This is a genomic window from Acidihalobacter sp., from assembly GCF_037381185.1.
Lineage (GTDB): Bacteria > Pseudomonadota > Gammaproteobacteria > DSM-5130 > Acidihalobacteraceae > Acidihalobacter_A.
In genome coordinates, this window is the sequence record NZ_JARRQY010000021.1 from 1 (window position 1) to 24,930 (window position 24,930).

Below are 24,930 nucleotides of genomic sequence, written 5' to 3' on the forward strand. Positions count from 1 at the left end.
GGACAGATCACCGATCTCGTCGCTACGCGTAGCATCGAGGCGGCGCGTCAGGTCGCCCTCTCCTTCCGCGATCTCGGCCATCTGACGCGTCACCGCACCCAGCGGACGAGTGATCGAGCGACCCAGCCAAGCGGTGAGCAGCAGCGCACCGATAAGCACAAGCGCACCAACGCCGCCGAGAGCCATAAGCTCTTGACGGAAGGCCTGCTGCGTATCCACCAGATACAAGCCGGAACCGACGACCCATCCCCATTCCGGGATACCCTGAACATAGGCAATCTTGGCAACCGGCTCCGTCCCGCCGGGAAGCGGCCACACATATGAAACGAAGCCGCCACCATGCTCCTTGACCACGTTGACCATATCCACATACAGCAGCTTGCCGGACTTGTCCGTGAACGTGCTCACATCGCGCCCGTCCAGCTCCGGCTTGATTGGATGCATGACGATGCTTGGATGCATGTTGTTGATCCAGAAATAACCGTCCTTGCCGAAGCGAAGGCTGCCCACGGCACGCTTGGCCGCCGCCTGCGCCTGCTCCTGCGTCAGTTTCCCGGCCTGAGCCTGCTTCACGTAACCCTCGATCAGGCTGACGGCCGTCTGTACCTGTTCCTGAATCTGATTCTTGCGTTCATTGAGCAAGGTCCGGTACGAGTCCTGCAAACTCACCAGAATCATCACCGCCAATAGGACAATGAACGTCAGGCTCAACAGATACAGTTTTCCCTGGATCGTTCCCAGTATTGACCACACACCCCTTCGGGTGGTTGAAGGTTGCATGCTCATTGCGCCCCCATAGTCATAGCTCACATTGCTCATTAAGTAATTAAAATCAGAACCATGATGTTGGCAACGCCAGGCTATTGATGATTTTCGTCCCTATGCCGTCCGCCGCGTCATCAAGTTCAGGAATCGCCGGCCCTTTTGTTATCGGCAACAATGCCAAGATCTTGATCGAAACGGCAGATCAGGCTTTTCCGCCTTCATCCGAATGTGCATGTGTAACAAAACGGTCGGAGCGAAACGGCGATGGGATCCGCGTCAAGAGCCAACAGGCGCGTTAGTCTAACTGCTTCACGGCATCTCGAGAAAGGCGACCGGGTTGACCCAGATCCCAGCATACCGCTTCGGACCGTTTCCAAGGATTCCAACACCGCAGTCCAGCGCTACGATCGCGCCCTGCGCGCGGATCATATCCAGGGTCGAGCGCTTGAACTCGGAGAAGTAGTTCACGGTCGCTTCCTCAACCAGGAGACAATCGTGGCCGCGGCCGTTCGCTCCGCGCATAGTGGTCTGCACTCACACTCCGATATTCACGCCGCCGACGCGGAACAGGCACTGATCGAACACAGCACGGACCACCCGCTGGCCGACGAGGATATGTAAGCCAACCCAAAGGCCGCATCCTGCCGGCGGCAGCCGCGCGTTTCTCGGACCAGATCCTGGCCGCCTTCCCTGAGCGCTTCGACTGTCACTGAGGACAATCAAGAGTCAGTGAAATGCTCCAGGAGCAGGCGGTTGAAGCGCGCCGCGTGCTCGATCTGCGTCCAGTGCCCGCATTCGCCGAACACATGCAGTTGCGCACGCGGAATACGCGCGAGCAGATCGTAGGTGTTCTGCAGCGGGATCACGCGGTCCTCGCGCCCGTGCACGATCAAGGTGTCGTGGGCCAGGGCGCGATCGCATGTTGTCGATGGAAGGCTCATAGCCCCACACCGTATCCAGCCCTTCGGTGATCGGAAACGGCACGCCGACGCTGCCCATCAACACCAACTTGCCGACGCGCTGCGGGGCGCGGATCGCCAACCCCAGAGCCAGCGCCCCGCCGAAGGAGTTGCCGACCACGTGGGCCTGTTCGATGCCCAGCGCGTCGAGCAGACCGATGGCGTGCGCCACCCAACCGTCCATGTCGTAGCGACTGCCGCGCGGGCGCTCCGTCTCGCCGAAACCGGCCATGTCCGGTGCGACTACGCGAAAGCGCGTGGCGAGTTCGGGCATGGTCAGACGCCAGTTGGCATAGGCCGTGACGCCCGGCCCCGAGCCGTGGATCAGCAGCACCCCCGGCCCCTCGCCGAGATCATGGTAGTTGGTGCGAATGCCCTTGGCCGTGATGCTGCGACCGAGTTCGGGGTTTTACGACATGGGTTCCGCTCCGTTCAGCGGCCTCGTTTCTTGGCGCTTTCGCCGGCGATGCCGAAATGCTGTTTGGGCATTTCGGTGATAATCACGCGTATGGATTCCATGGGCGCGTCCAGCGCACGGTGCATCGCCTCGCTCACTTCGGCGATGAGCCGCTCCTTTTTCGCGCCGTCGCGCCCTTCAAGGATGTACAACTGTGCGATGGGCATGGGATTTTCTCCTCGTCGATGGCGCCTTGGGGCCGGCCCGGCCCCAAGGCGGGTTGTATCGTCAGAACGCCTTGACGATGGTCATGCGCAGCAGCGAACCTTTGGTCGCACCGTCGCTGGCCGAAGTCTCGCCATAGGCGGCGAACTTCAGGAACAAGCCGTGGCTCGGAATCGGATAATCGAATTGAACGCCAACCGCGTTGCGGCGCGGACGCAAATCGTTCGCACCGGTTCCGCTGTCCTTGCTCGTCTGCTCCTGGTAATACCCGACCAGGCCGACTTGCATGCCGCCGCCTGCGCCGCGGGCACGGCCGCGGCCAGCCCGGCGCCCGCAAGCGCCGCTTTCAACTCATGCTTCATGCTCATCTCTCCCTGTCGTCTTGTCGTTATGTATGCCTTCGCTCTCAGGCGAAGATCAGCGATGTCGACCCCATGTTCTGTACCCGCAGGGTCACCGCATCGCCCTTGTCCACGGCCACCGCGACCGTGATGCCGCCGGACAGGATCACGCTGCCGGCCGGAATCGACTCGCCTCGCGCGCCGAGGTGGTTGGCCAGCATGGCGATCGCCGAAGCCGGATGGCCGAGCACCGCCGCGCCGGCGCCGAAGGCCACCGGCTCGCCGTTCTTCTCCAGCACCACGCCGAGCGTACGCAGGTCGACGCCCTCCACGCCCAGCGGCTGGCCTCCGACCACGAAGCGCGTGGCCGAGGTGTTGTCGGCCACCACGCTCTTGAGATCGAACTTGAAGTCGCGGTAGCGGCTGTCGATCACCTCGATGCCGGGCATGACGAAGTCGGTCGCGGCCAGCACTGCACCGATGTGACAGCCCGGCCCCTTGAGTTCGCGGCCGAGGACGAAGGCGATCTCGGGCTCGACCTTGGGATGGATCAGCTCGTCGAAACCGCACGTCCCGCCGTCGGCCACGGCGTGCACGTCCAGCAGGTAGCCGAACACCGGCGACTCCACGCCCATCTGGCGCATCTTGGCGAACGAGGTCAGCCCCGCCTTGTAGCCGACCAGGTGCGCGCCGCGCGCCAGCTGACGCGCGCGTAGCGCGTCCTGCACCGCGTAGGCATCGTCCCAGTCCATCTCGGGGTACGTGTCGGTGACCTTGGGCGTGTCGCGCGCCTCCACGGCGCAGTCGTCGAGCAGCTGCGCCAGTTCCTCGATCCGTTCGCGGGCGAGATTCATCGGCCCGCTCCCGCGACCTTGGCGTCGCCGCCTTGCCGTCCCTGGGCCAGATCCAGGGCCACGTCCTCGATCATGTCCTCCTGGCCTCCGACGGTGCCGCGCCGGCCCAGCTCGACCAGGATGTCGCGCGCCGACACGCCGTACTTCTGCCCGGCACGCTTGGCGAATAGCAGGAACGAGCCGTACACGCCGGCCCAGCCCAGGGTGAGCGCATCGCGATCGACGCGTATCGGGTGATCCATCATCGGCACGATGAGGTCTTCGGCCACGTCCATGATCTTGTACAGGTCGACGCCGGTCTCGGCCCCCATACGGTCGAGTACCGCACACAGCACCTCCAGCGGCGTGTTTCCGGCACCCGCGCCGAGCCCGGCCACCGAACCGTCGATGCGGTTGGCGCCGGCCTCGATGGCGGCCAGCGAGTTGGCCACGCCCATGGCCATGTTGTGATGACCGTGGAAACCCAGCTCGGTATCGGCGTTCAGTTCCGAGCGCAGCAGACCGATGCGCGCGGTGACGTCGTCAGGCAGCATGTAGCCGGCCGAGTCGGTGACGTAGATGCAGTTGGCGCCGAAGGACTCCATCAGCTTGGCCTGCTCGAGGATGCGCTCGGGCGGGATCATGTGCGACATCATCAGAAAGCCGACGGTGTCCAGGCCCAGCTTGCGCGCCTCGCCGATGTGCTGTTCGGAGACGTCGGCCTCGGTGCAGTGCGTGGCCACGCGGATGGTGCCGACGCCGCAGTCGCGCGCCATGCGCAGCTCGTCGACGGTGCCGATGCCGGGCAGCAGCAGCGCCGAAATGCGCGCCTGTTTCATTTTCGGTACCACGGCCTTGAGGTATTCCTCGTCGCTGTGCGCGGGGAAGCCGTAGTTGACCGAAGCGCCGCCCAGCCCGTCGCCGTGGGTGACCTCGATCAGCGGCACGCCGGCCGCGTCCATCGCGGTGGCGACCTCGGCCATCTGATCGAGACTGATCTGGTGGCGCTTGGCGTGCATGCCGTCGCGCAGGCACATGTCGTGCAGTGTGACTTTCTTGCCGTGCAAATCCATGAGTGAGTCCTCCTCAGCTTGCCGCCGCGGCGGGCTTGAGCGTACCGTTGGCGATTTCCTCGGCGAACATCTCCGCGGTGCGCAGCGCCGCGGCGGTCATGATGTCCAGGTTGCCGGCGTACTTGGGCAGGTAGTCGCCCAGCCCTTCGACCTCGAGGAACATGGACACGCGGTTGCCGTCGAACAACGGACCGTTCTTGAGCCGGTAGCCGGGCACGTACTTTTGCACCTCCGCGACCATGCGCTGCACCGATTCGGTGATGGCTTCGCGGTCGGGCTCGCCGGCGGTCAGGCAATAGACCGTGTCGCGCATGATCAGCGGCGGTTCGGCCGGATTCAGAATGATGATGGCCTTGCCCTTGCGCGCGCCGCCGACCTTCTCCACCGCACCGGACGTGGTGCGCGTGAACTCGTCGATGTTCTTGCGCGTGCCGGGACCGGCCGAGCGCGAGGACACGGTGGCCACGATCTCGGCGTAGTCGACCGGCTGCACGCGGCTCACCGCCGCCACCATCGGGATGGTGGCCTGGCCGCCGCAGGTGACCATGTTGACGTTGCTCTCCTGCTTGCCGACGTGCTCCTTGAGATTGACCGGCGGCACGCAGTACGGACCGATCGCCGCCGGCGTCAGGTCGATGACCAGCACGCCCTTGGCCTGCAGCTTGGCGCTGTTGTCGGCATGCGCGTAGGCCGAGGTCGCATCGAAGGCGACCTGGATGCCGTCTTCCTCGATGTGCGGCAGCAGCCCGTCGATGCCCTCGTGGGTGGTCTTCAGACCCAGCTCGCGGGCGCGCGCCAGACCGTCCGATTTGGCATCGATGCCGACCATCCATACCGGCTCGATCCAGTCCGAGCGCAGCGCCTTGTACAGCAGATCGGTGCCGATGTTGCCCGACCCGACCAATGCGGCTCTGATTTTCATGCCTTGTCCTCCGGAAATCTCAAACGAAGCGGACCGAAGCGGTACCCAGACCGCCGACGGATACATGTACGAAATCGCCCGCCGCGACCGGCTGCAGCGGCACCAGCGAGCCGGACAGGATCACCTCGCCGGCCTCCAGCTTGATGCCGAAGCGGCCCAGCGTATTGGCCAGCCAGGCAACGCAGTTGACCGGCGAACCCAGCGCCGCGGCGCCGGCGCCGGTGGCGCAGATCTCGCCGTTCTTCTCCATCACCATGCCGCAGGTGGCCAGGTCCAGCTTGCGCGGACTGAGCGCGGCGTCGCCGAGCACGAACAGGCCGCAGGAGGCGTTGTCTGCCACGGTGTCCTGGATGCGGATCTGCCAGTCGCGGATGCGCGAGTCGACGATCTCGAAACAGGGCATCACGCATTCGGTGGTGGCCAGCACCTGGGCATTGGTCACCCCCGGGCCTTCGAGGTCGCGCTTGAGGATGAAGGCGATCTCGCCCTCGGCGCGCGGTGCGATCAGGCGCTCGCTGATCGGCATGTCTTCGCCGTTGCCGTAGATCATGCGGTCGGTGAGATAGCCGAAGTCCGGCTGGCGCACGTCGAGCATGTCTTGCACGGCCTTGCTGGTGACGCCGATCTTCTTGCCGATCACGCGTTCGCCGTCGGCCAGGCGGCGCTCCAGCATGCGCAGGGAAATGTGGTAGGCGTCGTCTATGGTGATGTCCGGCTCGCGCTCGGTGAGCGGCGCTACCGTGCTGCGCTCGCACATCGCGGCGTAGAGTTCGTCGCCCAGTTCGGTGATGCGTGTCTGATCCATTGGCGTTCTCCCGCTCAGAGCTTGACGCAGACGTTGGAAAGCTCGGTGTAGAACTCCAGCCCGTGCACGCCGCCCTCGCGGCCGATGCCGGACTGCTTGCTGCCGCCGAAGGGCGTGCGCAGGTCGCGCAGGAACCAGCTGTTGACCCAGCACAGGCCGACGTCGAGCTGCGGCGCGACGCGGTGCGCACGGCTCAGGTTCTCGGTCCACAGCGCCGCGGCCAGGCCGTAGGGCGTGTCGTTGGCCAGGCGGATCGCCTCTTCCTCGCTGTCGAAGGGCGCAACATGGCAGCACGGCCCGAAGATCTCCTCCTGGATCACCGCCGAATCCTCCGGCAGGCCGGTCCAGATGGTGGGTTGCACCCAGGCGCCGGCGGCGAGATCGTCACGCATCTGCGGCACGCCGCCGCCGGTGACCACGGTGGCGCCGTCCGCCACCGCCTTGTCGTAGTAGGAGAGCACCTTGCGGCGGTGCTCCTGGCTGACCAACGGACCGAAGTTGATGCCGGGGTCCTGCCACCAGCCCATCGTCAGGCTTTCCGCGCCGGTCTTGAGCCGGGCCACGAAGTCGTCGAATACGGGACGTTCGACGTAGACCCGTTCCGTACCCAGGCAGACCTGGCCGCAGTTGGCGAAGGCCGAGCGCATGGTGCCCTCCACCGCCTTGTCCAGGTCGGCGTCGGCGAACACGATGGCTGCGTTCTTGCCGCCGAGTTCGAAGGACACGTTGCGGATGCCCTCGGCGGCGGCCTTCATGATCGCCGTGCCGGTGCGGGTCTCGCCGGTGAAGGTGATGCCGTCGACGTCGGCGTGGCGCGTGAGGTACTCGCCGGCCGAGTCGGGACCGAAGCCGTGCACCACGTTGTAGACGCCCTTGGGAATGCCGGCCGCGTTCATCACCTCGCCGAGCAGCGCCGCGGTATGCGGCGTCTCCTCCGAGGGCTTGACCACCACCGTGTTACCGCAGGCCAGCGCCGGGCCGACCTTCCAGGTCATCAGCAGCAACGGCAGGTTCCACGGCGAGATAACGCCGATCACGCCGCGCGGCTTGCGCACCACGTAGTTCAGTGCACCTCTGCCGTCGCCGGTGTCGGTATGGAAGCTTTCGGTCGGCACGTTCTTCACCAGGTCGGCGAAGACCTTGAAGTTGGCCGCACCGCGCGGAATGTCGATTTCGCAGGCCATGCCGCGCGGCTTGCCGGTGTCCAGGCATTCGGCCTCCAGGAATTCGTCGAAGCGCTCGCGCACGCCGTCGGCGACCTTGTGCAGCAGTTCCGAACGGCGCGCCGCAGGCATGCTGCCCCACTCGCCGTTCATTGCCGCGCGCGCCGCGGCCACCGCGCGGTCGATCTCCGCCTGACCGCCTTCGTGGACCTTGGCGATGACCTCGCCGTTGGCGGGATTGACGTCGTCGAACGTGCGCCCGCTCTCCGAACCCACGTATTCGCCATTGATGAAATGTTTGATCTCTTTCATTCCGTCCACCTGATTGATTGATCCGTATCCTGCAAATGTCCCGCTACGCGGTTGCCATGCTCTCCAGTCCGGCCCGCGCGCAGGCCTCGTCCTAAGCCTCGCTGCCGCCGGATACGCCGATGCCGCCGACGCATTCCCCTGCGTGCACGATGGGCAGGCCGCCGCCGAACATCACCAGCCGCTCGCGCTGCGCCAGACCGGCGCGCAGGGCCTCGTTGCCGGCCACCACTGCATCCCATTGCGCGGTGGACAGACCAAAGCTGGCCGCGGTGTAGGCCTTGTCCTCGGCTATACCGATCGAGTGCAGCGGCGCCCCGTACATGCGCAGGAACGCTATCGGCGTGCCCGCCCGGTCGACCACCGCGACGTTGATCCTGATACCCAGGCCTTCCGCGGTCTCAACGGCTGTCCGCGCGGCATCCATGGCGGCCTGCCAGTGCAGAGAAGTATTCGCGACGGTCACTGGCATGCTGGACATCCTCCTAAATCCCCACAGAAGTATCGATCAAATAAATTAAAATCGATATTTTTAGCAAGAATGGATATTGCATTCACGCCTGTCAAGGCCGCTGATATACTTCCTTGAAAAATTCCCAATAGAAGACTTCCCGAATGGCCGTACCGGACATCTCCTCCACCCTCGCCGACCGCGCCTACGAACGGCTCAAGAACGAGATCATTCGCGGCGTGCAACCGCCGGGCACGCGCCTGGCGGTGAAGCAGTTGTCGGAGGCCTACGACATCGGCGCCAGCCCGATCAGAGAGGCACTGGCGCGGCTGGTCGGAGAGGGACTGGTACTGGTCTTCGGACAGCGCGGCTTTCGGGTACCGCCTATCGACCGCGTCGATCTGTGGGACGTCACCAACACCCGCGTGCTGATCGAAAGCGAAGCGCTGCGCCAGAGCATCGAGAGCGGCGACGACGCCTGGGAAGCGGGCGTCGTGGCGACCTATCACCAGCTGGAGAAGTTCGAGAACAACCCGGGGCAGGATTTCGCGGAGTGGGAGCAGCGCAACCGCAACTTCCACGAGGTGCTGGTCAGCGCCTGCCCTTCGCGCTGGCTTCAGCGCATGCGCGAAATCCTGCACGACCAGCACCGGCGTTACCGCTTCCTGAGCACGCACTACGCGCCCAGCCGCGACGTCGCCACCGAGCACCGCGCACTGCGCGACGCCTCGCTGGCCGGCGACGTGCGCACTGCCACCGACATACTGCGCGTGCACATCGAACGCACCGCTCACACGGTCGAACGCGCGCTGGAACGCGGTGGGGAAACGCCCGGCGAAGCCGCCGGCGGCTGAAACCCCGGCCCAACCGCCGCCCCCCCAGACCGCTTCACTCCACATCTTCATCGATCAGTTCCGTTTCGCGGCTAGGCACTCCGCCACCTGCGGGCGGAGTACCACGCCAAACCATCAGACGCCGTCGGTATACACCGTGGTGAAGGCCTCGTTCAGCTCGCCGGTGTGGTAGAAGATACCGCGGCCGATTTGGTCCTCGGTCCAGGTGATCACCGGCATGTCCGGTTGTGCCAAATAGCCGAGACCGCAGAAGGTTTCGTTGCGGTTGCCGGAAGGATCGAAGAAGTAGATCGTCGCGCCGCGCGTGATGCCGTGACGGGTCGGTCCGACGTCTATCTTGACGGTGTTCTTGGCCATAACGTCCGCGGACTTGAGCACGTCCGACCATTCATCCAGGAAAAAGGCGAAGTGATGCAGCCCCATCCGCGGGCCACCTACAAAGGCGATGTCGTGCGGCGTACTGGAGCGCGCCAGCCAGGTCGCGACCTGGACGTCACCGTCGGGCCCCGCCAGAACCTGCTCGGTGAGTTTGAAGTCCAACACCTCCTCCATGAAGCGGGTCGCCTCGGCGACCTTGTTGACGCCCTTCTCCGGATCCAACTCGCACATCAACAACGCATGGTCCAGCCAGTGCACTCCGGCGCCCTTGAGACCATCCGGCCAGGGGTCGGGATTGGTGCTGGCCACCGCCTTGCCGACGAAGGTCTTCTCGGCATAGAGGTACATCAGGTGCCCGCTGGGCAGGTGAAAGCGCAGCGAACGGCCGCAGTCGCGCAGCGCGCCTGGCTCCAGTTCATCCACCTCCACTCCGTAGTCGGCAATGCGCTGACGCAGCGTATCCAGATCGGCATCGCTCTCAACCTTGTAGGCGATGTGCACCATACCGGCGCGGTCGGATGGGGTCAGAATCACCGAGTACTTGTCCCATTCGTCCCAGCCGCGCAGATAGATGTTGCCATCCTCGTCCTGGTCGGCCCGCAACAGGCCCAGGACGTTTTCGTAATGATGCACGGCCGCGTCCATGTCCAGCACGCGAACGTTGATGTGTCCGATACGCATAACACCCATGACTGTCTTCTCCTCGCTCTTGCTTTGGTATGCCGCGCACAGAGGCGCGTTTCGTTTGTGTCAAACCAATCCGTTGCGCGGCCGGGTCACGGCTTTGTGCAACTTGCCGACAACCTGCACGGACAGGGGGCCGCGTGGAAAGCACCGGCAGGCGAGTACGTAGCCCTGGCGCTGTTCCTCCTCGCTGACATGGCTGCGGCTCATCACCAGCGTGTCCACGTCGCCCTGCACGCGTACCTTGCATACGCCGCAGCCGCCGCCGTGGCAGCCTGACGGGATACCTTTTCGCCCCAGTCGCACCATCGCCTTGAGCAGCGTCTCCCGCGCCGGGCAGGCGTAGGTTTCGCCGGTGTCCGCGATCACGATCTCGAACACCGCGTTCGGTACCGCCTCGTTCATGTCCACTCCTCCTCACCGCATCGCACCTGACTCGGCAGCTGCCCCCCACTGGCTACGCCAAGTCCGGTGCCGCGATGGAACGCACCGTAGGCGCCATCGCATCAATATCGACTTATTTAATTTTTATCGATAATTAAACAAAGAATGGATATTAGCCATTCGCTTGTCAAGAAGCTCGGTCATTACGTCAATCCCCAATAGTCAATCCGCCATCGCCCGGTCTCCTATGGCCTCATACCGACTTGAACAACGGACTCTTGTTCTGCGGCTGCGCCGAATCCGCCGCGGTGATGAACTTCTCCATGTAGATGTCGCGCTCGAACAGGCGCCCGCGCATCAGCGTGGTCAGGCAAGCGTCGATCATCGCGGGTGGACCGCACAGATAAGCCTTGTACCCGCCGAACACGCCGCCGAAATGGTTCTTGGCCACGTCGTGTACGAAGCCGGTCGCGCCGTCCCAGGCATCGCCTTCGGCCGGCTCCGAAAGCGCCGGCACGTAGGTGAAGTTGTCGTGTTCGGCAGCCAGACGCTGGAACAGCTCGTGGTAGTAGAGCTCGGCGCGGTTGCGCGCGCCGTAGATCAGCGTAATGCGGCGCAGGTCGCCGCTTTGCAGCAAGTCCAGGATCATCGACTTGGGGCTGGACAAGCCGGTTCCGCCGGCCAGGAAGATCATGTCCTCCGGCGCGGACTTGCGGACGAAGAAGCGCCCGTAGGGCCCCGACAGATCCAGCTCGTCGCCCACCTGCAGCTTCTCGTGGATGTAGCCGGTAGCCTCTCCGCCCGGCACGCGGCGCACGTTGAGCTCGATCACGCGCCCCTCCGGCGGCGCATTGGCCAACGAGAAGGCACGCGGCTGCTCGACGCCGGGCAGGCGCAGATTGACGTACTTGCCGGCCTGGAACTCGAGATCACGATCCAGCTCGATGAACACGCCCCTGGCGGTAGGCGAAAGATCGACCAGGTCCACCACGGTGCCACGATAGTCCTCCACCGGCTGCACCACGGCGTCGGGCTCCTCCTCGACGTCGGCTTCTATGACCACGTCGGTCAGCGGCCGCGCGCAACAGGCGAGCGTCATGCCCTCCTCGCGCTCGAAGTCCATCAACGCGAAGGCCGACGCCTCGCCGTGTTCCACCTCGCCCTCCACCACCTGCACCTTGCAGGTGCCGCACAGGCCGTGGCAGCAGGCGTGCGGCAGATAGAGTCCGTTGCGCAGCGCCGCATCGAGCAGCGTCTGCTCCTCGTCGACCTCCAGGCTCTCGCCCAGAGGTTCGATCGTCAGCTGATAGCTCATGGCGTACTCCCGGACCCGCTCAGGTGGCCACGCCGCCGATGCCGTCCAGGCCCGGCGCACGGAAACGCAGCAGCGACTTGTGGCCGATGCCCTGGTCCGCCAGACCCCGGTCGAGTGCCGGCGTGAAGGGTTGCTGGTCGAGCGTCCACTCGACGCGTTCCCAATCGATGCGTTGCCAGTCGGGATGGCTGGAATACACTCCCGGCAGCACTTCCTGCACCAGCGCGCCGAACGGCATGTCCGGCGGCAGCGGCAGGCATACCGGCGAGCAGAACATCAGATGCTTGTCCCAGCCGAAGTACACGAGCTGGTTGCCGTGGAAATTCTCCTGGACGTCCTTCGGTTCGCCCTGGTAGTCGTACATTGCCTTGGCTGGCATGGTCTCCTCCTCGAACCTTGATGCGCTCGGGTACGCGCACGCCGCCCAGCGGACGGGCATGCGCGATCCGGCGGTTTCGTTGCTTATGCGTTGGCGGCGGCCTTGAGGGTGCGCTCGGCCTCTTCGCTGAGACGCTTCCACTTGAGCCAGTTCTCGCGATCCTGCGAATCGCGGTAATCCTTGTTGTCCTGGCCGTCCTTGAGGTGGTACCACTCCAGCACCTCGGGCACGCTGGCGCCGCCGCAATGCCCCTGGTAGATCTGGTGCACCGGCAGCCAGGCCTGCACGTACTTCTCCGGCTCGTCGTCGAAGATGTCCTTGCAGCCGTCGGAGCAGAAGTGGTACTTCGATCCCTTGTAGTCGCTGCTGCGGTAGCAGATCGTGGTGGGATCGTCCGGCTCGGTGAACGCCATGGGGATCTGGCAGGTCTGGCAGAGCATCGGCAGCGTATTGTTGTACCAACGCCCGCCCTGGTCGGCGATCGACTGCCAATGCTCGAAGCGCGGCCGGTAGTACTTGTCGAAGGTGGCCGGATACTTCTCGGCCAGCCACTGCATCTCGTGTTCGTCGGGCAGCCAGGAGTGGAAAGCGGCGGCGTGGTCGTAGTTGTAGAACACGCTCCACACCTCGTGCGACAGGCGGCTCTTCTCCTTGACCGTGACTTCCCAGTGCTTGGGCATGCGGATGCCGTAGCGCGACAGATCCTCGAACAGCGCACCGCCGTTCTGCTCGAAGTACATCTCCCAGGCTTCCTGCCAGGACATCACGCGCTTGGGCAGCATGTAGTCCATCATCATGGAGACCAGCGCCAGCAGGCGGTAACCGCGCCAGAACCACTTGTCGATCCACTTCTGCACGATCGGCACGTTGCGCTCGTCCTGCTCGAGCATGAACTTGATCACCTCGAGGCCCAGCGTCATGTGGCGCGACTCGTCCGACTGCGCGGAGAAGCCGAAGGTCACCGTCGCCATGTCGCCGTTGTAGGCCGCACCGGACATGAAGGGCATGAACAGCAGGTTGGTGAGCACGTATTCGAAGCTGAACGAGATCGCGGTGATGAACTCGAACGGCCCGGCCGACATGGCGTCGTCGAAGAAGCTCTTCGGCACCGACAGGTACCAGACGCGGTCGTGCATGTGCTGCCAGTCGTGGAAACCGTTGAAGAACTTGTTGTACTGGCTGATGGTGTGGATCTGGGTCTGCACGTGGCGCAGTTCGTCGATCGACTGCATCTGGCAGGCGACCTGCGCGCCGACTCCGGCGAACTGGCGCCCGGCCATGGCGAAACCGCGGTGCGCGGCGTACTCCAGCGGCGACACGCCGGTCAGGAACAGCTTCAGCGCGTTGACGTAGCGCGCGTCGGTGACGTTGAGCTGGCCGTTGTTCTGCGCAAAGGCGTCGATGATCGAATAGAGCTTGCGCTCCTTCTCGGCCTGGTATTTCCAGTAGGCGTCCACGGTCAGGCGGAAGGGATCCTCCCACTTGCTCCAGTCGTGAATGTGGATGCCCTCGAATTCCATTTGCGGGAACAGGGCCGACTGGCTCTGGTAGCTGGGCTCCCAGCCCAGGTCACGGGTGAATTTCTGGTATTTCTCGCGCAAGCTCAGGCGCTTGTTCGCAGTCATGTCCGACTCCTCGTATGTAACCGTTCTCGTTATGTGGGTAGCGCTGGTGCGGTGCTCAGCGGCCGCGTTCCAGCGCGAACTGGTCTTCGTCCTCGACCACGTTGCCGGAGAGCGAAATGAGGTTGACGTGAATTTCCTGCGGGTCCCAATCGCGCCCGATCAGACCCTCGATGGTGTCGCGGCGGATCACCAGCCGCCCCGGCGCGTCGATCTTCACCATGGCCGGGTAATACTCGATGCGGGCCTCGCTGTTGTCCTGTTCGATGGCCTCGATCAGCGGACGCGCATCCTCGTTGTTCTGGAATGCGATGTAGACGTTGTTGTTGACCATTTGGCTGCTCTCCCCTGGCCCGTTCAGGCGCTGACGCCGCTCTTGGCGGCGCGTTGCGCGAGTGCCGTGCGCAGCTCGCTCATGACTTCCTCGGCGCCATCGCCGAACACCTCAGCCGCCAACGGCCGCAGGGCCTCACCTGCGCGTTCGCTCCACTGCTCGATCCATTCGGCAAGCTGCCGGCGGTTGTCCTCCGACTCGGCCGCCGCGGTCTTGAGCAACATGTCGACCCAGCGTGAGGTTTCGGAGAACCACTCGCGCATGAATTCGGTCAGCATGGAAACGACCGGACCGGCGTGGGGTTCGAAGGCCTTGTCGAAGCGCTCGTAGACCAACGGATAGAGCAGGCCGTCGAGCACGAAGTCCTGCGCGACGAGCAGTTCGAACCAGTCCTTGACGACCATGAGATCCTCGGCCAGATGCCGCAGCGGCTGCCAACCGGCGGCTTCCACCCAGTCCTGCCTGCCCTGCTCCAGCGCGGCGGCGCTGTTGCCGTCGAGCACCAGGCCGATGCGCGACAGGTACTGGGCGATGCCGAGCCGGTCGACGGCGTAGAACATGGCTGCCTGGGTGATCGCGGTGCCGTAGCCGTAGCCGGACACGTAGCAGTTGTTCATGTTGGCGGCGTATTCCAGATGGCGCAGCGGCACCAGCAGCTTGGCCAGCTTGTCGCGCCAGGCGGGCTCGATGACGCTATCCACGAGCCCGCGTTTTTCCACGAAGGCGAAATTGCGCTCGACCGCGTCCTGCAGCTTGGCGCGAGCCATGGTCCAGGTGCCGTAGTAGAACTGGCGCGGGTCCTTGAACGCGTACCAGTCCTGCATATCGATGCTGGTGCGCCGCGTGTCGTAAAGTTCGTACTCGGAATCCCAGTAAGGCCTGTAGTGGTAATTGACGGCCGCCTGCAGGTCGTACGTCGCCTCCAGATAGCGCGATGCCGGCTTGTCGGCGCCGAGCCGTCGGGCCACGTTGTCGAACGTGTGCCGCAAAGGCTCGATGGATGTCGTCTTGATCTCTATGGTCATCATCTCCTCCAAGATGTCGGGACGGACTTCAAAGCCCGCCTTCTCGCCATTTCCGCCTGTCCGCATCCAGCAACGCGGCATCGCTGTCCGACAGGTATGCGACCGCGTAAGCGGTGCAGAACTCTTCGAATGCCTTGCGCGGCAGGATCATTTCCAGGTACAGGTCGGCGTCTCCGAAGGAGAAGTCGAACTCCACGAAGCCGTCTTCCCGCCACCGCGTGACCCGCACGCAAGCCTGTCCAGCCGTCTGTTTCACGTGTATTCCGCCACCTCAATGCATGTCCGACGTGACTTCCGCTCCCGTCGCCGGACATCTGCTCCTCCGGCATCGGGTATTTGTGTGATTGCAGCTCTCGCGCCAAAATCGATATGAATATGTTTTATCGATGTTTTGTGAGATCGGTCAAAATCAGCCCTTTTGGCGAACTGATCAAATCGTCAAACACAGGTCCGCCGTGTGATGATTTGGTTAACCAATTGATGACCCTGGCCGCGACGATCCCGGTGCATGACGAGACAGGCAAAGCTCTCTATGCTTGATGCCGCTCCCGGAGCATGCGGGTCAGCAAGATCGGGACCACGCGGCGACACACGGCATGGCCCACGCAGCACACGAATCCCCTGACCATGGCGGACAGAATCACGGCGGAGGCGGCCACGCGGAGGACGATGGCATGAGTTCCAGTTTCGATTTCGACGAGCTGCCGGAACTGGCTTCCAGGCTGCATCTGTCGTTCAAGTCGGGGCACATCACCCTGGAAGATCAGCGCATGGTGCTGCTGCACACCGGCGCTCTGGGCTCGCTGCGGCGCGAGCTGGTTGAAACTCTGGGCCTGGACCGCGCGCGCGGGCTGCTCACGCGCATGGGCTACGCCTCCGGCCAGCGCGACGCGGAAATGGTGCGCAAGCTCATGCCCAGTGCATCCGACGAAGAACTCATGAATCTTGGGCCTCAGCTGCATTCGCTGGAAGGCATCGTCGACGTCATCCCGATCCACTTCGACATCGACGTCGCCACGGGCCGTTTCTACGGCGAATTCGCCTGGGAGGATTCCTACGAGGCCGAAGTCCACCTGGAACACTTCGGCATGCACCACGATCCGGTGTGCTGGACCCAGGTGGGCTACGCCTCCGGCTACACCAGCGCGGTGGTGCGCCGCTACGTGGTGTTCAAGGAAGTGCACTGCCGCGGCAAGGGCGATTCGCGCTGCATGATCGTCGGCAAGCCCGAAGAGGAATGGGGCCCCGAGATCGAGGCGGAGATAAAGTACTTCCAGCCGGACCACGTCGCGGACCAGATCGTCGAACTGCAGACCCAGGTCGAACACCTGCGCTACTCGCTCGACGAAGAGTTCACCCAAGGCGACATGGTCGGTGTCTCGGATCCCTTCCGCGACACCACCGAAATGATCCGCAAGGCCGCCGAGAGCGTGGTGACCGTGCTGCTGCTCGGAGAAACCGGCGTCGGCAAGGAGAAATACGCCCGGCTGCTGCATAACCTCAGCCCGCGGGCCAACAACGCCTTCATCGCCGTCAATTGCGCGGCGATGAAGGAAGAACTGATCGAATCCGAGCTGTTCGGCGTGGAGAAAGGCGCGTTCACCGGCGCCCAGCAGTCGCGCCCGGGGCGCTTCGAGCGTGCCCACGGCGGTACGCTGTTTCTGGACGAAGTCGGCGAATTGTCCGCATCGGCCCAGGCCAAGCTGCTGCGTGTGCTGCAGGAGGGCGAGTTCGAACGCGTCGGCGACACCCAGACGCGCCATATCGACGTGCGCCTGGTCGCCGCGACCAACGTCGACCTGCAGCAGGCGGTACAGAACGGCCGCTTCCGCGCCGACCTCTACTACCGGCTGAACATATATCCCGTAGTGGTACCGCCGCTGCGCGCGCGGCGCGAGGACGTGCCGCTGCTGGTCAAGCGCTTCCTGGACAAATACAACGCGCGCCACGGTAAGCGCGTCACCGGCATCACCGAAGGAGCGATGAAGGCCCTGCAGGACTACGACTGGCCGGGCAACATCCGCGAGTTGGAAAACATGATCGAGCGCGGCGTAATCATCGTCCCCAATGAGGCAAAGATCGATCTGAAGAACCTTTTCCCGTGCATGGATCTCAGCGGCTACCCCGGTTTGCCCGGTGCCGCGCAGTCGCAGCCCCCCACTCCGGAACAGGCACATCCCGCGGCCGCGGCACAGGGCGTGGACGCGGTTGTCGAACAGGCGCTGGAGAGCGGCGCATCCCTGGAGAAACTAGAAGCCCAATTGCTCAAGGCGGCTGTGGAACGCAACGAGGGCAACCTCAGCTCCGCCGCCCGACTGCTCGGCATGACGCGCGCCCAGCTCGCCTACCGACTGAAGAAGACGGCCTGACCTCAGCCTCCGGGACGAAAAGTCCCGACCACACGGAACATCACCTGACCATATCGATAAAACAAACGCATCAGGCTGCGCTAAAGTGCAGGACTCACCCAGCACACCGCCGCTCTGATCATACTGTTGCGACTGAGCATCGATCAGCTGCTCGGCATGCTGTATTCCCATCCGAGGCCGATCATGATCGGCCTCGGCCACCAGTACCTGCCCCACCCCGTCGACAATTCCTTCCCCAGCGACCATGCGACCTTCATGTGGAGCCTGGGCTTCGCCCTGCTGCCGCTATGCAACCGTGTGTACGAACAGCTGATCAGACTGATCCATCTGCCGCCTGCGCTGTTCCCGCAGCACTAGCGACACACTGAACCTCAACGCGCCAGATAGGCGCGCCAGCCGCCGTAAGCGGTGATGTCCTCGGCGTCCTCCACCGCATAGGGCTCGCAGATGAAGCCCTCCACCCCGCTACCGTCGGCCAGTTCCAAGCGGCCGAAGCCGAGCGGCGCCGGAATCTGCGCAACGAAATCGCCGAAGCGCGCCGCCGGTACCGCCCACACTTCGACCTCGATCGCCGCGCCGCCTTCGGCCACCCGCACCATGCCCGGCCGCGACGGCGGCCAGGCCGGGGACAAGGCATAGAGGCGATAGACTGGTGCGCTTTGCGTCGCCTGCACCAGCCAACCGCCGCGTTCGATCAGCTGGTGGTTCAGCGGCAGGCCGGTCATGTGCGCGCCGCATACCGCGACCAGGATCGCATCGTCCTGCACTGACTCGACCCGCCCGCCGGCCGCGGCCAGCGGTGAGCCGGTCGCGCCCAGCGTGGAGCCTTCCCAGGCCTGGAAGCGCTCGGCCAGCGCCAGCAGTCCCGCATCGCGGAAGGCCGGCGCGAACAGCGTGATCCCGAACGGCAAGCCACTATCCAGCATGCCGGCCGGCACCGCGGTGGCGCTCAGGTCCAACAGGTTCATGAAGTTGGTGTAGTAGCCGAGATTGGAATTGAGCGTGACGGGGTCGGCCTCGACCTCGTCGATGCGGTAGTGCGTGCCGGCCGAGGGCGTGACGATCACCTCCACGGCTTGCCACACGGACTCGCTCTCGCGCTGCAGCGCCATGCGCCGGTACTCGGCCTTGAACGCCGCCGCCGCGCTCGGCTTGGCGCCACCCAAAGTGATCTGGCGCGTCACCGGATGCAGCGCTCCGGGCTTGGCCTCGATGAAATCCTCGATCGCCACATAACGCTCCGCCACCCAGGGACCCTCGTAGAGCAGTCTGGCGGTCTCCAGGAACGGTCCGAAATCGATCTCCACCGCTTCGCCACCCAGTTCCTCGAGGCGCCGCACCGCCGCCGCAAACGCCGTTTCATAGGCCGCATTGCCGAAGAACTCCAGCTGCTTCGCTCGCGGCACACCGAAGCGGAACGTCGCCCCGATCGGACGGCCGAGTACCGGCCGCTCCGGGCCGCGCGAATAGCTGTCCTCGGCATCGTAAGCCCCGGCCGCACGGTACACCGCATCGGCATCGCCCGCGCTCAGCGCGAAAATCGACACGCAGTCCAGCGAACGGCAGGCCGGCAGCACGCCGCGCGTGCTCAAGCGGCCTCGCGTCGGCTTGTGACCGACCAGGTTGTTGAACGCGGCCGGCCCCCGTCCCGAGCCGGCCGTATCGGTGCCCAACGAGAAGCTCGCCAGACCGGTGGCAACCGCCACCGCCGAGCCCGAGCTGGAACCGCCGGAAACGTAGTCCGGATCGAAGGCGTTGCGGCAGGCGCCGTGCGGCGAGCGCACGCCCACCAGGCCCGTGGCGAACTGATCGAGATTGGTCTTGCCCAGCGGTATCGCGCCCGCGTCGATCAGCCGCTGCACCACCGTGGCGGAACGCTCGGGCAGGTAGGCGAACTCGGGACACGCCGCGGTGGTCGGCACGCCGGCCAGGTCGATGTTGTCCTTGATGGCGAAGGGAATGCCGTACAGCGGCAGTTCGTCGACGCTGCGCCCGGCCAGGGCGTCGGCGTAGGCGTACAGCTCCTCGCGCGTCAGGCGCCGGATCCATACGTATCGCTCGGGCTGCGTCTCGATGCGCGCCAGGATCAGGTCCAGCACCTCGCGCGGCGTGAAGTTTCCGGCGCGATAGCCCTCGCGCAGAGCGGCAATGTCCAGGCTCGTATCGGCGTCAATCATGTCAGTGGCTTCCTTGGACTGTTACTCGTCGGGTTCGATGATCAGCAGGATCTGGCCGGCAGATACGGAGGTGCCCTGGGCGCACAGGATGTCGACGACCGTGCCGGCCTCCTCGGCTTCGATGGATATCTCCATCTTCATCGCCTCGACGACGACCAGCTCCTGGCCGGCCTCCACGCGCGCACCGGCCTCGACCAGCACCTGCCACACGCTGCCGGTAACCGGCGAGGCGAGCCCGATGCAGCCCGGCGGCAGGTCCACGCCCGGATCAGCACCGGCGGCATCGCCGGCCGGGTCTTCCGCGTACTCGACCTGTCCGGCCGCCTCCCAGCGTTCGCGCTCGGCCTCGAAGGCGGCCTGCCGGCGACTCTCGAAGGCGCCGATCGACTCGCGCTCGGCGGCAAGGAAGGCGCGGTAGTCGCGCAGCCTGAGCACGCTGTCCTCGACCTTCAGCTTGAAGCGGCCCTGCACGAAATCCTCGCGCAGTTGCAGCAGCTCCTCGGAGGACACCGGATAGAAACGCAGCTGATCGAAAAAGCGCAGTAGCCAGCGCTTGCCGTCGGTGAAATCGTCGGTCTGGCGGTAGCGGTTCCACATTTGCACCGTGCGGCCGACGAACTGGTAGCCGCCCGGCCCTTCCATGCCGTACACGCACAGATATGCGCCGCCGATGCCCACCGCGTTCTCCGGCGTCCAGGTGCGTGCCGGGTTGTACTTGGTGGTCACCAGGCGCTGGCGCGGGTCCAGCGGCGTGGCGACCGGCGCGCCCAGATAGACGTCGCCCAGGCCCATCACCAGGTAGCTGGCGCCGAACAGGATCTCGCGGACCTCGTCGATGCTGTCCAGGCCGTTGATGCGGCGGATGAATTCGATGTTGCTGGGACACCACGGCGCGTCCTTGCGCACCGACTGCTCGTACTTGCGGATGGCGAGCTGCGTGGCCGGATCGTCCCAGGACAGCGGCAGATGCACGATACGGCTCGGCATCTCCATGTCGTCGATCGCCGGCAGTTCGGACTCGGCCCGGCGCAGCAATTCGAGCAGTTCGGCCTGACCGACCTCGCGGCTGTCATAGTGCAGCTGCAGCGAACGGATACCGGGGGTGAGATCGACGATGCCGGGCACTTCCCGCTCGATCAGCCAGGTCATCAGCGCCTGCACGCGAAAACGCAGCTCCAGGTCCAGCACCAGCGGGCCGTATTCGACCAGCAGGTATTTGTCGCCGGCCTGGCGATAGCACACCGCTACCTGTTCGCCGTCGCCAGCCTCGCGGTGCAGCACGGGCGTAGCGCTCTCGCCCGGCACGTGCGTCGCGGTGACCGCTTGCTCCAGCGACGCCAGCGCGGCGACCGCGGCGTCCTGCGCGGCCTCGCGCGAACCGGCCTCCGCCACGCCGATGCAGTGGAAACGCACCGTGTCGCCCGGCTTGAGCTGGCCCATCTTCCATAGCTCGGCCTGCACGATGGTGGCCGGGCATACGAAGCCGCCCAGACTGGGGCCGTCGGGTCCGAGGATCACCGGCATGTCGCCGGTGAAATCGACTGCGCCGATGGCGTAGGCGTTGTCGTGGATGTTGGAGGGATGCAGCCCGGCCTCGCCGCCGTCCTTGCGCGCCCACTTGGGCTTGGGGCCGATTAGGCGCACGCCGGTGCGACTGGAGTTGTAGTGCACCTCCCAATCGGTGGCGAAGAAGGTGGCCACGTCGGTGTCGGTGAAGAAATCGGGCGCGCCGTGCGGGCCGTACATCACGGCGATGTCCCAGTGCCCGGCGTATTCCGGCACCAGCGAAGCCGGTGCGGCGGCGCAGTCAGCGAGATCGGCGCCGGTGCGCTGCAAGCGCAGCACGTCGCCGACGCGCAGGGTGCGTCCGGCATGGCCGCCGAACTGCCCCAGGGTGAAGGTCGCCTTGCTGCCCATGTAGTCGGGCACGTCGAGCCCGCCCTGCACGGCCAGGTAGGTGCGGCTGCCGCCGCCCTGGATGCCGCGCAGCTTGAGCGTCGCGCCGGCGGTCACATGCAGCGGTTCGCCATAGGGCACCGGAACGCCGTCCAGCTCGGCCTTCATGCGCGCGCCGGTCAGCGCGATCACCGTCTCCGCGTTGAAGCGCAGCGTCGGACCGGTGACCGTCAGCTCCAGCGCGGCCGCGCCCTCCGGATTGCCGACGATGCGGTTGGCGACGCGGAAGGCCAGCGCATCCATCGGCCCCGAGGGCGGCACGCCGACGTCCCAGTAGCCGGTGCGCCCCGGATAGTCCTGCACCGTCGACTGGGTGCCCGGCGAGAGCACGTCGATGGTGCGCGGCCTGAAGTCGAAGTGGCCGAGATAGCGGGTGTACTGCCGTCCCCCGGCGAACACCTCGTCGGCGATGACCTGGCGCAGGTAGTCGAGATTGGTCTCGATGCCGTAGACCTTTGTTTCGGCCAATCCGGCGCCGAGCCGCTCCAGCGCCTCCTCGCGCGTGGCGCCGTGCGCGATGAGTTTGGCCAGCATCGGGTCGTAATAGGCCGACACCTCGCTGCCGGTCTCGACCCAGGTGTCGACCCGCAGATCCTGCGGGAAGACGACCTCGTTGAGCAGGCCGGCGCTGGGCTGGAACTGCTTGCCGGGGTCCTCGGCATAAAGGCGCACCTGCACCGAATGCCCTTGCGGCGCGAAGGTGTAGCCGTCCAGCGCCGGCGGTTCGCCGGCCGCCACGCGCAGCATCCACTCCACCAGGTCGACGCCGGCGACCATTTCGGTGACGCCGTGCTCGACCTGCAGCCGGGTGTTGACCTCGAGAAAGTAGAACGCCCCGGCCTTGACGTCGTAGACGTACTCGACCGTACCCGCGGAACGGTAGTTCACCGCCTTTCCGAAGCGCACCGCGGCTTCGTACAGCTGTTCGCGCAGCGCATCGTCCAGACCCGGTGCGGGTGTCTCCTCGATGACCTTCTGGTTGCGCCGCTGCACCGAGCAGTCGCGCTCGCCTAACGCCGCCACCCGGCCCTGCCCGTCGCCGAAGATCTGCACCTCGATGTGGCGCGCGATCTCGACGTACTTCTCCAGGAAGATGCCGCCCTGGCTGAAGTTGCTGCGCGACAGGCGCTCGACCGAATGGAAGGCTTCGCCCAGTTCTTCGGCGCTCCAGCACAGCTGCATGCCGATGCCGCCGCCTCCGGCGGTGCTCTTGAGCATCACCGGGTAGCCGATGCGCTCGGCCTCGCGCAGCGCGTGGGCGACGTCGTCGAGCAGGCCGCTGCCGGGCAGCAACGGCACGCCGTTGCTTTCGGCCAGCTCGCGCGCGGTGTGCTTGAGGCCGAAGTCGCGCATCTGCTGCGGCGTCGGGCCGACGAAGGCGATGCCGGCCGCCTCGCAGGCCTCGGCGAAGGCCGCGTTCTCGCTGAGGAAGCCGTAGCCGGGATGGATGGCGCCGGCGCCGGTCTCGCGCGCCGCGTCCAGGATACGGTCCTGGCGCAGATAGCTCTCTGCGACCGGCGCCGGGCCGAGACACACCGCCTCGTCGGCCTCGATCACATGGCGCGAGTGGCGGTCGGCCTCGGAGTAAACCGCCACCGAACGGATGCCCATGCGCCGCAGCGTACGGATGATGCGGCAGGCGATCGCGCCGCGATTGGCAATCAGAACCTTCTCGAACATGCTTGCGAACGGGCTAGCGCCGCCCTCTCCCTTTGCACGTGGGTCGTCCCACGGAATACGACGCGATACGGGTCGTCCCGCATGGCGCACTCAACGCGCCGACCGGATTGCACTACTGCCAGACCAGCACCTCGATCGGCGTCGGGTTGTAGGCGTTGCAAGGGTTGTTGAGCTGCGGACAGTTCGAGATCAGGATGAGAACGTCCATCCTGGCTTCGAGCTCGACGTACTTGCCGGCGTCCGAGATGCCGTCCTCGAAGGTCAATCCGCCCTCCGGCGTGACCGGCACGTTCATGAAGAAATTGATGTTGTGAGTGATGTCGCGCTTGCTCAGGCCGAACTCCTCGCGCTCGGCGACCGCCAGCATCCAGCTGTTGCGGCAGGCGTGCATGGCCTTCGTTTCCAGGCCGTAGCGCACGGTATTGGATTCGCTCGCGCAGGCGCCGCCGAGCGTATCGTGGCGCCCGCAGGTATCGGCGACGATCTCCAGCATCGGATTGCCCGCAGTGCTCATCAGCACGGTTCCCGCGGTCAGATAGACGTTGCCCTGCTCGCGGATGGTGTCCACCGCACTGTAGCGCTCGGTCGGGTCGGCGGCGCTGAAGAACAGCGTGTCCGCCGCCTGATTGCCTTCCAGGTCGAGAATGCGCACGGTCTCGCCCCGTTTGATTTCCTTGATGAAATAGTCGCCGGCCGGCACCACCTGGCTGAATGCCGCGTCCTCGGCTTGGAGTTGACTCGGTTTGATCATCTGGGCGTCTCCTTATCCGATCAGCAGCAATGCGTTTCGCCGCAGCCGGCGTGGTACAGCGCGTTGTTCTGGAAACCGCGACGATTCTCGATGCGCGAATTCAGGCACTCATCGTCGTCCGTCATCGGATCGGCCTTCCACAGCTGGTAGCGCACCGGCTTCCGGGGATATTCAGGCGCGGGGTTCATCGGATGCGGACAGGTGTGGAAGATCACCAGCGTGTCCATCTCGAAGCGCAGCGTGATGCGGTCGCCGGCCTTGCTGTTGTTCTCGACGAAGCTCAGGTCGCCCCCCTCGTCCACCGCCAGCTTGCTGAACAGATTCAGGTTGGCGGCCAGATCCTTGCGCCCCAGGCCGTACTTGGCCAGCTCCACCAGGAAACTGTCGAGGCCGCTCTGCGTCCACTCGTTGCGCGCCTGCTGGTAGGTACATTCCGGCCATTTTTCGCGCAGCTTCTCCTTGCTCAACACGCCGCCGACGGTGTCGTGCCAGCCGACCGTGTCCTCGACGATGGAGCAGAAGATGCGCCCCATGTCGGAGTACAGGCAGTTGCCGTGGGTCAATTTGAAGGTGTGCTGGCACTTGAGCGTATCCGGCGCGTTGTAGCGCTCCAGCGGATTGCGCGGGTTGTACATCAGCATGCCGACGTTGGCGCCGCCGCTCTCGTCGACGAAACTCAGACTGACTCCCCGTGGCACTTCCAGCGACCAGTGGGCGCCGCCCGGAATGACGTCCTCATAAATCAATTCAGCCATTACTTTCTCCTACGTATGAGTTCC

The 24,930-nt window shown here is 64.9% G+C and carries 27 protein-coding genes and 1 pseudogene; 4 read left to right on the forward strand and 24 right to left on the reverse strand.

All coding sequences use genetic code 11. The features are described from left to right. The coding region (locus P8014_RS08815; RefSeq protein ID WP_337816944.1) for a cache domain-containing protein at window positions 1–711 on the reverse strand (711 nt) is incomplete at its 3' end. 363 nt (window positions 712–1,074) lie between these two features. Continuing rightward, window positions 1,075–1,233 (reverse strand): hypothetical protein, encoded by a 159-nt coding sequence (locus P8014_RS08820; protein ID WP_337816945.1) that lies wholly within the window; start codon window positions 1,231–1,233, stop codon window positions 1,075–1,077. 27 nt (window positions 1,234–1,260) lie between these two features. Between P8014_RS08820 and P8014_RS08825 the strand changes: the two genes are divergently transcribed. Then, window positions 1,261–1,386, forward strand: coding sequence for a hypothetical protein (locus P8014_RS08825; RefSeq protein ID WP_337816946.1), 126 nt, complete (start codon window positions 1,261–1,263; stop codon window positions 1,384–1,386). Window positions 1,387–1,484: 98 nt separating this feature from the next. Here P8014_RS08825 and P8014_RS08830 read toward each other — a convergent pair whose 3' ends face one another. The 10 genes and pseudogenes from P8014_RS08830 to P8014_RS08875 all read right to left on the reverse strand — a co-directional run bounded on the left by P8014_RS08830 (window position 1,485) and on the right by P8014_RS08875 (window position 8,264). Beyond that, a complete protein-coding gene (locus P8014_RS08830; RefSeq protein ID WP_337816947.1) occupies window positions 1,485–1,706 on the reverse strand; it encodes an alpha/beta fold hydrolase in 222 nt (73 codons plus the stop codon). Then, window positions 1,642–1,998 (reverse strand): annotated as a pseudogene (locus tag P8014_RS08835) (alpha/beta fold hydrolase); the annotation flags it as partial. The gene P8014_RS08830 and the pseudogene P8014_RS08835, both read right to left, overlap by 65 nt. A 158-nt stretch (window positions 1,999–2,156) precedes the next feature. Beyond that, the gene (locus P8014_RS08840; RefSeq protein WP_337816948.1) at window positions 2,157–2,348 is read right to left on the reverse strand and encodes a 4-oxalocrotonate tautomerase family protein; all 192 of its coding nucleotides are present in this window, start codon (window positions 2,346–2,348) and stop codon (window positions 2,157–2,159) included. A gap of 61 nt (window positions 2,349–2,409) precedes the next feature. Beyond that, entirely contained in the window at window positions 2,410–2,634 is a 225-nt protein-coding gene (locus P8014_RS08845) for a transporter (protein ID WP_337816949.1), read from the reverse strand. Window positions 2,635–2,752: 118 nt separating this feature from the next. Continuing rightward, window positions 2,753–3,541, reverse strand: coding sequence for a 2-oxo-3-hexenedioate decarboxylase (dmpH, locus tag P8014_RS08850; protein WP_337816950.1), 789 nt, complete (start codon window positions 3,539–3,541; stop codon window positions 2,753–2,755). Next, a complete protein-coding gene (gene dmpG, locus P8014_RS08855; protein ID WP_337816951.1) occupies window positions 3,538–4,593 on the reverse strand; it encodes a 4-hydroxy-2-oxovalerate aldolase in 1,056 nt (351 codons plus the stop codon). The genes dmpH and dmpG overlap by 4 nt, the downstream gene beginning before the upstream one ends. 13 nt (window positions 4,594–4,606) lie before the next feature. Next, window positions 4,607–5,515, reverse strand: a complete 909-nt coding sequence (locus tag P8014_RS08860; RefSeq protein WP_337816952.1) for an acetaldehyde dehydrogenase (acetylating) — start codon at window positions 5,513–5,515, stop codon at window positions 4,607–4,609. Window positions 5,516–5,534: 19 nt separating this feature from the next. Next, window positions 5,535–6,320, reverse strand: a complete 786-nt coding sequence (dmpE, locus tag P8014_RS08865; protein ID WP_337816953.1) for a 2-oxopent-4-enoate hydratase — start codon at window positions 6,318–6,320, stop codon at window positions 5,535–5,537. Window positions 6,321–6,334: 14 nt separating this feature from the next. Continuing rightward, the gene (locus P8014_RS08870) at window positions 6,335–7,795 is read right to left on the reverse strand and encodes a 2-hydroxymuconic semialdehyde dehydrogenase (protein ID WP_337816954.1); all 1,461 of its coding nucleotides are present in this window, start codon (window positions 7,793–7,795) and stop codon (window positions 6,335–6,337) included. A 91-nt stretch (window positions 7,796–7,886) separates the two neighbouring features. Next, complete coding sequence (locus tag P8014_RS08875; RefSeq protein ID WP_337816955.1) at window positions 7,887–8,264, reverse strand: heme-binding protein; 378 nt, start codon at window positions 8,262–8,264, stop codon at window positions 7,887–7,889. 143 nt (window positions 8,265–8,407) lie between these two features. Here P8014_RS08875 and P8014_RS08880 point away from each other — a divergent pair, with 143 nt between their 5' ends. Then, entirely contained in the window at window positions 8,408–9,097 is a 690-nt protein-coding gene (locus P8014_RS08880) for an FCD domain-containing protein (protein WP_337816956.1), read from the forward strand. Between the two features lie 114 nt (window positions 9,098–9,211). Here the strand turns inward: P8014_RS08880 and P8014_RS08885 are convergent, their stop codons facing one another. The 8 genes from P8014_RS08885 to P8014_RS08920 form a co-directional block, all read right to left on the reverse strand. Further along, a complete protein-coding gene (locus P8014_RS08885) occupies window positions 9,212–10,165 on the reverse strand; it encodes a catechol 2,3-dioxygenase (protein WP_337816957.1) in 954 nt (317 codons plus the stop codon). Between the two features lie 60 nt (window positions 10,166–10,225). Then, on the reverse strand, window positions 10,226–10,564 hold the full coding sequence (locus tag P8014_RS08890) for a 2Fe-2S iron-sulfur cluster binding domain-containing protein (protein WP_337816958.1): 339 nt from the start codon (window positions 10,562–10,564) through the stop codon (window positions 10,226–10,228). Between the two features lie 232 nt (window positions 10,565–10,796). Continuing rightward, a complete protein-coding gene (locus tag P8014_RS08895; RefSeq protein ID WP_337816959.1) occupies window positions 10,797–11,858 on the reverse strand; it encodes a phenol 2-monooxygenase domain-containing protein in 1,062 nt (353 codons plus the stop codon). A gap of 19 nt (window positions 11,859–11,877) precedes the next feature. Next, complete coding sequence (locus P8014_RS08900; RefSeq protein WP_337816960.1) at window positions 11,878–12,237, reverse strand: phenol hydroxylase subunit P4; 360 nt, start codon at window positions 12,235–12,237, stop codon at window positions 11,878–11,880. A gap of 83 nt (window positions 12,238–12,320) precedes the next feature. Continuing rightward, a complete protein-coding gene (locus P8014_RS08905; protein WP_337816961.1) occupies window positions 12,321–13,862 on the reverse strand; it encodes an aromatic/alkene/methane monooxygenase hydroxylase/oxygenase subunit alpha in 1,542 nt (513 codons plus the stop codon). A 55-nt stretch (window positions 13,863–13,917) separates the two neighbouring features. Continuing rightward, a complete protein-coding gene (locus P8014_RS08910; RefSeq protein ID WP_337816962.1) occupies window positions 13,918–14,193 on the reverse strand; it encodes an MmoB/DmpM family protein in 276 nt (91 codons plus the stop codon). Between the two features lie 23 nt (window positions 14,194–14,216). After that, window positions 14,217–15,218: an aromatic/alkene monooxygenase hydroxylase subunit beta gene (locus P8014_RS08915; RefSeq protein WP_337816963.1), complete on the reverse strand. Its 1,002-nt coding sequence runs from the start codon at window positions 15,216–15,218 to the stop codon at window positions 14,217–14,219. 28 nt (window positions 15,219–15,246) lie between these two features. Next, on the reverse strand, window positions 15,247–15,474 hold the full coding sequence (locus P8014_RS08920; RefSeq protein ID WP_337816964.1) for a phenol hydroxylase subunit: 228 nt from the start codon (window positions 15,472–15,474) through the stop codon (window positions 15,247–15,249). A 340-nt stretch (window positions 15,475–15,814) separates the two neighbouring features. On the opposite strand from P8014_RS08920, the gene P8014_RS08925 reads away from it, so the two are divergent. Beyond that, the gene (locus P8014_RS08925; protein ID WP_337816965.1) at window positions 15,815–17,587 is read left to right on the forward strand and encodes a sigma 54-interacting transcriptional regulator; all 1,773 of its coding nucleotides are present in this window, start codon (window positions 15,815–15,817) and stop codon (window positions 17,585–17,587) included. A gap of 123 nt (window positions 17,588–17,710) precedes the next feature. After that, window positions 17,711–17,944 (forward strand): hypothetical protein, encoded by a 234-nt coding sequence (locus P8014_RS08930; RefSeq protein WP_337816991.1) that lies wholly within the window; start codon window positions 17,711–17,713, stop codon window positions 17,942–17,944. Between the two features lie 14 nt (window positions 17,945–17,958). Here the strand turns inward: P8014_RS08930 and atzF are convergent, their stop codons facing one another. The 4 genes from atzF to P8014_RS08950 all read right to left on the reverse strand — a co-directional run bounded on the left by atzF (window position 17,959) and on the right by P8014_RS08950 (window position 24,906). Beyond that, entirely contained in the window at window positions 17,959–19,764 is a 1,806-nt protein-coding gene (gene atzF, locus P8014_RS08935; RefSeq protein ID WP_337816966.1) for an allophanate hydrolase, read from the reverse strand. Window positions 19,765–19,785: 21 nt separating this feature from the next. Further along, window positions 19,786–23,400 (reverse strand): urea carboxylase, encoded by a 3,615-nt coding sequence (uca, locus tag P8014_RS08940; RefSeq protein WP_337816967.1) that lies wholly within the window; start codon window positions 23,398–23,400, stop codon window positions 19,786–19,788. 112 nt (window positions 23,401–23,512) lie between these two features. Next, window positions 23,513–24,151: an urea amidolyase associated protein UAAP2 gene (locus P8014_RS08945; RefSeq protein ID WP_337816968.1), complete on the reverse strand. Its 639-nt coding sequence runs from the start codon at window positions 24,149–24,151 to the stop codon at window positions 23,513–23,515. A gap of 20 nt (window positions 24,152–24,171) precedes the next feature. Further along, entirely contained in the window at window positions 24,172–24,906 is a 735-nt protein-coding gene (locus P8014_RS08950) for an urea amidolyase associated protein UAAP1 (protein WP_337816969.1), read from the reverse strand. Window positions 24,907–24,930 lie beyond the last annotated feature (24 nt).